We start from the raw sequence: 8,549 nt of genomic DNA, 5'->3' as shown, positions 1-8,549 counted from the left end.
CCGAGCGCCGCGCGCCTCGTCAGGTGGGCCGCCGAGCTCGCGCCGCCCGAGGTTGACCTCGAGGCGCGAGACCTGTCATCCATGTCCAGGAACCTAAGGCAACGACCCTGAATGCCAGCGGAGCACACGCGGGGGCGGAGTTCGGCGTGCCCGGCGGCGGTTGTCTACAGTGTCGACCGTCCTCGACGCCGTTCCCAGGAGAAGCCGTGACCCGCCACCGCGTGACCCGCCATCGCGTGGCCCTCGCCGCCGCCGTCGCCAGTGCGCTCGCCCTGGGTGCGTGCACCACCAGCTCCCCCGCGGGCGGCTCGACCACCAGCGCCCCGGCCGGCGGCTCGACCACCAGCTCAGCGACGAGTAGCAGCGCAGCGACGCCTTCGAACACCACCGTTGTGCGGGTCAGCATCCGCGGCAAGGACGTCTCACCGGCACCGGGAAACGTGAACGTCGCGTTGGGTACCATGCTGCGCCTCGTCGTCACCAGCGACCACGACGACCAGCTCCATGCCCACGGGTTCGACGTCGAAGTCACCCTCAAGGCAGGGCGCCCGACGACGCTCGACCTGCGAGCCACGACGCCGGGGATCTACGAGATCGAGACACACCACCCGCCGCTGACTCTCATGCACGTCGTGGTGCGCTGAGTCCGGCGCGAGCGCCCGCCGACCCCCGAAGCTGTGGTGCCGCCGGACTACTGACCGTGTTCCGACGGGCAGGTCGACCGTCAGCCACTAGCGTGAGACTGTGAGCGACACACCCTCGACCCCCTCGTCCCCCGAGCCCGCGACCAAGCACTCAGCGCAGGCGACCGGACGAGCCGACGCCCCGACCTGGGTGCGCCTGGTGGTCGCCGGCATCGTCGCCGTCGTCGTCGGGGCCGGAGTGGCCGTGCCGCTCACCTGGCAGTACGGCCTCCTCCTGGGATGGATGAGCGCCGCCGCCGTGTTCGTCGTGTGGACCTGGGTCTCGATCTGGCCGATGGACGAGCACGCGACCGCAGAGCGAGCCCGCCGCGAGGATCCCGGCAAGGCCATCGGTGACATCATCGTCCTGTCGGCCGCCGTCGGCAGCCTCGGTGCGGTGGGTCTGCTGCTGCTCGGTGGCAGCAGCGCCGGGGGTAGCAAAGACATCCAGGCAGCCCTGAGCCTGATCGGGGTGGCCGTTGCCTGGTTCTCGGTGCACACGATCTTCACGACGCGGTACGCGCGGCTCTACTACGGCTCCCCCAGGAAGGGCGTCGACTTCAACGAGGACGAGCCGCCGAACTACCGCGACTTCGCGTATCTCGCGTTCACCATCGGCATGACCTTCCAGGTCTCGGACACCGATATCCGCACCAAGGAGATCCGGGCCACCGCGCTGCGTCACGCCCTGGTGTCCTACCTGTTCGGCGCGGTCGTCATCGCCGCGACGATCAACCTCGTGGCGGGTCTGGGTAAGTAACGGCGCTGCCCGGCTGTGGCCCCGACCCGGTCGGTGGCGGCTGGGCTGCTGCCGGTGGGAGCTGTGACACCATCCCGGCCGTAGGCGCAGGCGGCCTCCTCGCGACCCCGTCGAGCCGGTCGAGGTTTGACACGTCCTCCCCGGCCAGCGGGGCTACGCGCTCGATGATGCGCTGCCACAGGCTCATGGCGACGACCTCCCCGCACCGGCCGCGTACGCGCCGCCGCTCGTCAGCTCGACAGCGATCTCGAACCACACCGTGGTGCCTGCCGACGTGCGATGTGTGCCGAACGCATCGGCGACGGCGCGCACGAGCGACAGCCCACGGCCACGCACCGCCATCGTGTCAGCCCCCGTGAGCCGCGGCTCCCCTCGGTTCCCGCTGTCCGCGACGGTCACCGCGAGCAGCCCACTGTCGAGGTCGAGGGTCAGATGCGACTCCGTCCCGGCGTGCAGCACCGCGTTGGTGATGAGCTCGGAGATGCCTGTGACGATCGTGTGCTGGTCGCCCTCGGCGACATCCCAGAGCACCAGGTGCTCTCGGGCCCAGTCGCGCGCGGCCTTGACCGACTCAGGCATCGGGGGCACCACGATGGCCGCACGCCGGTGCCCCTCGGGTGAGCGCCCGAGGGCCAGCAGCGCGCAGTCGTCCTCCTGCTGCTGGGCGTCGACCAGCTGCCGCATCACGCTCTCGGCCACGCTGCGTGGCGTCCCCGGCGGCAGCTGAGCCACGACCTCGTGGAGTCGCTCCTCGCCGCGGCGCAGGTCCTCGCCGCGCCTCTCCAGCAGCCCGTCGGTGAACGCCAGCAGCATGTCACCCACGCCCAGCTCCAGCCGGTGGACGGGCCGCTCACCCTTGATACCGATCGGCGGGCCCACCGTCATCGCCACGGGCTCCCCGCGCGGTTTGCCCTGGGCTCTCCCCTCGTGGCCATAGAGCAGCATCGGCAGCGGATGCCCCGCGCTGGCCAGCTCCACCGAACCGGTCTCGGGGTCGACGACGCCGAACAGCATCGTGACGAACAGCTCGCCACCGAAGGCCATCCCGGGGCGAGCGCGAGGTGTGCCCAGCGGCATGGACGCCGGCCAGAGCGCATCGAGATCCCACACCACCCGGTCCAGGGTTGCCATGACCGAGCGGTGGGCGCCGTCGGTCATGGCGGCGCCCCGAACCGCCGCCCTGACCTGCCCCATCACCGTGGCCGCCATGACGCCCCGGCCCACCACGTCACCGATGACGAGGGCGAGACGGCCGTCGGTGAGGAAGAACGAGTCGTAGAAGTCCCCGCCGGGCACCGTGCCTCCGGAGACGGGCTGGTACAGCGCCGCGATGCTCAGCGCGTCCGGCTGCGGCAGGTTGGGCGGTAGGAGGGTCCGTTGGAGGAGCTCTGCAGTGGTGCGTTCGGCGTCGAAGAGCACCGCGCGCCTCAGCGCCTCTCCGACCAGCTCGACCAAGGCGTCCACCATCACGCTCAGGTCCGTCGGGATCGGCGCCGGCAGGCGCTGGACCACCAGCACGGCCCCCGGCGAAGCCGCACGCAGGGGCACGGCCACCACCTCACCGTTCTCGGAGGCGTACGTCGCGCCCCGGGCCGTCACGTCGGCGACGAGCGCCGCGATGTCATCGCTGGTCTCCGACCAGATGAGCGGGAGCCGCTCCTCGTCGGGCGACAGCTCCTCGATCCGGTGCCGGCGGGCCATCCGCCAGCCAGCAGGTCCCGGCGACGGAAGGCAGATCGTGGCGGACAGCGCATCAAGGGCAGTCATGGACTGCCGCAGCACGACCTTGCAGACGTCGTCCACCGTCACCGCGACGGCCAGCGCGGTCGCCAGCTGCGCGATCGACTGCGCGCGGCGGATCGCTGCCGTCGTCTCGAGGACGACGTGGAGCACGGCGACGACCTTTCCGTTCTCGTCTCGGATCGGTGACCCCGAGCGCAGATAGCTGCCGGTGTCGACCTCGTCCTCCAGCGCCCACCCGCGGCTCAGCGTGAGCGCGGTGCCCTCCTCGACGAACGGCTCACCGGCAGCCAGCACAGCGTTGAACCGCTGGCCGACGCTCGGGTGGTCCCAGACCTCGACCACGACGTCGGGGGCCGGCTGACCGAAGGCCCGCGGATGCTTGCCGCCCAGCAGCTCGGCGAAGGCCGCGTTGTAGAGCATCGTGAAGTCATCGCCGCACAGCAGGGCCATGGGCAGCTCGCAGTCGAGCGCGAGCTCCCAGGCATCGCGAAGCTGCGAGGGCCACTGGTCTCGTGGGCCCAGGCTGGTGGTGCTCCAGTCCCGCTCGTCCGCGAGCCGTCGAGCTTCGGACGCCCTGCCATGAACCACCTGTCCGTCCTCCTCCCCCGAAAGGGTATTGCCGCGGCGGGGCTCCGGACGTGAAGAGTGGTGAACTATTTCGCGCGGTCTCGCCTGTCGGTCTCCGGAGCGACAGTCTCCGGAGCGACGGTCTCTGGCGCGACCTGGTCGATGAGGAAGGCCCACTCCCAGGCGAGCTGCCGCCAGCCGTCATAGCGACCGCTCTTGCCGCCGTGGCCGGCCACCATCTCGGTGCGCAGCAGGATCGGTCGGTCGGCGGGGTCGCTGGTCGTGGCCGCTCTGAGGCGGGCGACCCACTTCGCCGGCTCGGTGAAGTAGACCCGGGTGTCGTTGAGCGAGGTGGTCGCCAGAACGGCAGGGTATGCCGTGCCGTCCTGGACGTTCTCGTACGGCGAGTAGGACTTCATGTAGGCGTAGACCGCCGGGTCGGCGAGCGGGTTGCCCCACTCCTCCCACTCCACGACGGTCAGCGGCAGGCTCGGGTCGAGGATCGTCGTCAAGGCATCGACGAACGGCACGGCTGCGTGCACCGCCCGGAACCGGTGAGGCGCCAGGTTGAGGGCCGCCCCGACCAGCAGCCCGCCCGCCGACCCGCCCTCAGCCGCGAGTCGGTCGGGCGAGACCCACCCGCGCTCGACCAGGTGGTCGGCGCAGGCCACGAAGTCGGTGAAGGTGTTCTTCTTGTGGAGCAGCTTGCCCTGGTCGTACCACGCACGACCGAGCTCTCCTCCGCCACGCACGTGCGCCACCGCGTAGACGAACCCCCGCTGGAGCAGCGAGAGCCGCGACACCGAGAAGTACGGGTCGGTGGACAGCTCATACGACCCGTATGCCGTGACGAGCCCCGGGTGGGACCCGTCGGGCGTGAGCCCGGCCGGGAACACGATCGACAGGGGAACCCGGGTGCCGTCCGGCGCAGTGGCCCATTCGCGGCGCTGCTCGAAAGCTGACGGGTCGTAGCCGCCGAGCACCGGCTGCTGCTTCAGCAGGGTCAGCTCGCGACTGGCGATGTCGTAGTCGTAGACCGTCCGGGGCGTCACCATGGACTCGTAGACCACCTGCACCACGCGCAGGGCCGGCTCCGGGTTGTCTCCCAACGACACCTGGTAGACCGGCTCGTCGAAGTGCAGGTCGTGCATCGCCCCGAAGCCGGTCGGCGACGTGGCGTCGCGCTCGAGCACCCGCACGGCGGTCAGCCCGTCCTTGCGCAGCGAGAGGACGGCCACGTCGTCGAACGCGTCGATCCCCTGGAAGCGCTCGCCCTCAGCGCACTGCAGCAACGGCTGCCACTGCTCGTGGGACGTGGCGTCAAGCGGTGCCCAGGCCAGGTCGGAGTTCTCGTGGTCGGCGTTGTGCACGATGAGCAGCCGGTCCGAGGCGGCCTCCACGTCGTACTCGACGCCCTCACGGCGGGGGGCGACGACGCGGAACTCTCCGAGCGGATCCGCGGCGTCGAGGATCCGGACCTCCGACGTGGTCTTGGAACCCAGGCCGATCATGATCCACCGGTCGTCGCGGGAGGTGCCCAGCCCCATCCAGAAGCGCTCGTCCGACTCCTCCATCACCAGGACGTCGGCGGACGCGTCGGTGCCGACCTCGTGGCGCCACACCTGGTGGGGCCGCCAGGTCTCGTCGACCCTGGTGTAGAACACATGACGCCCGTCGAGCGAGAACTCGCAGCCGTAGCCGATCTCGCCCACAGCGGTGTCGACGATCTCCCCCGTGTCAAGGTCCTTGACCCGCAAGGCGAAGCGCTCGTCGCCATGAAGGTCCACGGCATACGCGAGGCGGGCGTGGTCGGGGCTGACCGTCAAGGCGCCCAGCGAGAAGAACTCGTGCCCGGCAGCCTCGACGTTGGCGTCGAGCAGGACCTGCTCACCCGGCACGGGCTCCCCCGGACCGGGAGCCGGCCGCGGCGCGCCCTCGACGCGGCGCACCCGGCACTCGATGCCGTACTGCTGGCCCTCGACGCTGCGCGAGTAGTACCACCACGCCCCGCTGGCCACCGGCACCGACAGGTCGGTCTCCTGCGTGCGCGAGCGGATCTCCTCGAAGAGCTGCTCGCGCAACGGCTCCAGGTCAGCGGTCATGGCATCGGCATAGGCGTTCTCGGCCTCGAGGTGCGCCAGTACCTCGGGAGCGTCCTTGTCGCGCAGCCACTCGTAGGGGTCGAGGACGGTGTCGCCGTGGTGCTCTCGCCGGACCGGACGCTGGGGTGCCACCGGCGGCGTCGCTGGCGGGCTGGCCGGGTTCGCCGGGCGCGTCGGCGGCGCCGTCACGAGGACGCCAGGCAGCGCGCGCCGAGGATCACCTTGAGGTCGCCGAACAGCGACTCGGTCGCCGACACGCGATACGTGTCCTCGAGCCGCATGAGGACCGACCGGCCGGGCTGGCTGAGCCGCACATGGACCTCGGTCGAGCCGGGGTGCGAGGCGAGCACCGACTTGAGCTCCTCGATCTTGCCCGTCGTGGCGCGGTTGGTGTCGATGGTGACGACCACCGGCCCACGCGGCCCCTCGGAGATGTCGGGCAGCGTCAGCTCCGACGCATAGATCGACGGGGTCTCGTCGCGGCGGTTGACGCGGCCCTTGACGACGACGACGGCGTCGTGGGTGAGCATCGTCGACACCGTCATGTAGGCCGAGGGGAAGAACAGGCACTCGATCGCACCCTCCAGGTCCTCGACCGTGACGATCGCCCACAGGTCGCCCTTCTTGGTGCGCTTGACCTGTAGCCCGGTGATCAGACCGGCGATGGTCACGTTGGCGCCCTCGGGCTTGCCGTCCTCACCCATGAGACTCGCGATCGAGGTGTCGGCGTGGGAGGCGAGGACATGCTCGATGCCGAACAGCGGATGGTCGGAGACGTAGAGGCCGAGCATCTCGCGCTCGAAGCCCAGCAGCGTCTTCTTGTCCCACTCCACCCCTGGGATGGGGGGCAGCACCGAGAAGTCGACCGACTCGCCGGCCCCGTCGTCACCGAAGTCACCGAACGCCGAGAACAGGGAGTCCTGGCCGATGGCCTCTTGGCGCTTGATGTCGATGAAGTTGTCGATGTAGTCCTCGTGCACCCGGTACAGACCCTGGCGCGACTCCTGGAGGCCGTCGAACGCCCCCGCCTTGATCAGCGACTCGATGGTGCGCTTGTTGCACACCACGGCCGGGCACTTGGACAGGAAGTCCTTGAAGGAGGTGAATCGGCCCTTCTCGTCACGGGCGGCGATGATCGCCTCGACGACGTTGTGGCCGACGTTGCGGATGGCCTGCAGGCCGAACCGGATATCGGTGCCCACCGCTGCGAACCGGCCCACCGAGTCGTTGACGTCCGGCGGCAGGACCTTGATCCCCATGCGCCGGCACTCGCCCAGATAGAGGGCGGACTTGTCCTTGTCGTCGCCGACGCTGGTGAGCAGGGCGGCCATGTACTCGGCCGGGTAGTTGGCCTTGAGGTAGCCGGTCCAGTACGAGACCAGCCCGTATGCCGCGGTGTGCGCCTTGTTGAAGGCGTAGTCCGAGAACGGGACGAGGACGCCCCACAGCGCGGCGATGGACGCCTCGGTGAAACCCTTGGCCTTCATACCCTCGGAGAAGGGGACGTACTCGGCGTCGAGGACCTCCTTCTTCTTCTTGCCCATGGCCCGGCGCAGCAGGTCTGCGTTGCCGAGGGTGTAGCCGGCCAGCTTCTGGGCGATCTCCATGACCTGCTCCTGGTAGATCACCAGGCCGTAGGTCGTGCCGAGGATGGGCTCGAGGGCCTCGATCATCTCCTGCTGGAGCTTGCCCTCCAGCTGCGGGTCGAGCGGGGTGAGCGCCTGCTTGCCGTTCTTGCGCAGGGCGAAGTTGGTGTGGGCGTTCACGCCCATCGGGCCAGGGCGGTAGAGCGCGAGGGCGGCGGAGATGTCCTCGAAGTTGTCGGGCTGCATGAGCTTGAGCAGAGTGCGCATGCCGCCACCGTCGAGCTGGAAGACCCCGAGGGTGTCGCCCCGGGACAGCAGGGCGTAGGTGGCCGGATCGGTCATGTCCTTGGACAGCGCGTCGAGGTCGATCTCCTCGCCGCGGTTGGCCTTCACGTTGTCGATGGCGTCGTCGAGGATCGTCAGGTTGCGCAGGCCGAGGAAGTCCATCTTGACCAGCCCCAGCGACTCACAGCTGGGGTAGTCGAACTGGGTGATGACCTGGCCGTCCTGCAGCCGGCGCATGATCGGGATGACGTCGATCAGCGGCTCGCTGGACATGATGACGCCGGCCGCGTGGACGCCCCACTGGCGCTTGAGGCCCTCGAGGCCCAGCGCCGTGTCGACGATCTCCTTGAAGTGCGGCTCGGTCTCGACCAGGGCGCGGAAGTCGCTGCCCTCGTTGTACCGCTTGTGCTCCTTGTTGTAGATCTCGGCCAGGGGCACGCCCTTGCCCATCACGTCGGGCGGCATGGCCTTGGTCAGCTGCTCACCCACGACGAACGGGTGCCCCATGACCCGCGCGGCGTCCTTGACCGCCTGCTTGGCCTTGATGGTGCCGTACGTGACGATCTGCGCGACCCGGTCGTCGCCGTACTTCTCGGTGACGTACCGAATCACGTCGCCACGCCGGCGTTCGTCGAAGTCCACGTCGAAGTCGGGCATCGAGACGCGGTCCGGGTTCAGGAACCGCTCGAAGATCAGCCCGTGCTGCAGCGGGTTCAGGTCGGTGATCCGCATGGCATAGGCGACCATCGAGCCTGCGCCCGACCCGCGGCCCGGCCCGACCCGGATGCCGTTGTCCTTGGCCCAGTTGATGAAGTCGGCGACC

At 69.6% G+C, this 8,549-nt stretch carries 5 protein-coding genes; 2 read left to right on the top strand and 3 right to left on the bottom strand.

Features of this window, described 5'->3' with window-relative positions:
* The first annotated feature begins 206 nt into the window (after positions 1–206).
* Both VGN50_RS07410 and VGN50_RS07405 read left to right on the top strand, forming a co-directional pair.
* Positions 207–644, top strand: a complete 438-nt coding sequence (locus VGN50_RS07410) for a hypothetical protein (RefSeq protein WP_327444083.1) — start codon at positions 207–209, stop codon at positions 642–644.
* A gap of 100 nt (positions 645–744) precedes the next feature.
* Entirely contained in the window at positions 745–1,443 is a 699-nt protein-coding gene (locus VGN50_RS07405) for a DUF1345 domain-containing protein (protein WP_327444082.1), read from the top strand.
* 183 nt (positions 1,444–1,626) lie between these two features.
* On the opposite strand, the gene VGN50_RS07400 is transcribed toward VGN50_RS07405, so the two are convergent.
* The 3 genes from VGN50_RS07400 to dnaE all read right to left on the bottom strand — a co-directional run.
* Complete coding sequence (locus tag VGN50_RS07400; RefSeq protein WP_327444081.1) at positions 1,627–3,774, bottom strand: ATP-binding SpoIIE family protein phosphatase; 2,148 nt, start codon at positions 3,772–3,774, stop codon at positions 1,627–1,629.
* A gap of 65 nt (positions 3,775–3,839) precedes the next feature.
* Positions 3,840–5,987 (bottom strand): S9 family peptidase, encoded by a 2,148-nt coding sequence (locus VGN50_RS07395; protein ID WP_327444079.1) that lies wholly within the window; start codon positions 5,985–5,987, stop codon positions 3,840–3,842.
* 53 nt (positions 5,988–6,040) lie between these two features.
* Positions 6,041–8,549, bottom strand: a 2,509-nt coding sequence (dnaE, locus tag VGN50_RS07390) for a DNA polymerase III subunit alpha (RefSeq protein ID WP_327444078.1), incomplete at its 5' end; no start/stop codon positions are given.

This window comes from Pedococcus sp., assembly GCF_036000045.1.
In the GTDB taxonomy this organism is placed as follows: Bacteria; Actinomycetota; Actinomycetes; order Actinomycetales; family Dermatophilaceae; genus Pedococcus.
Note: the sequence above shows the minus strand (reverse complement) of the source record. Positions and strands in the feature narration are given on the sequence as shown.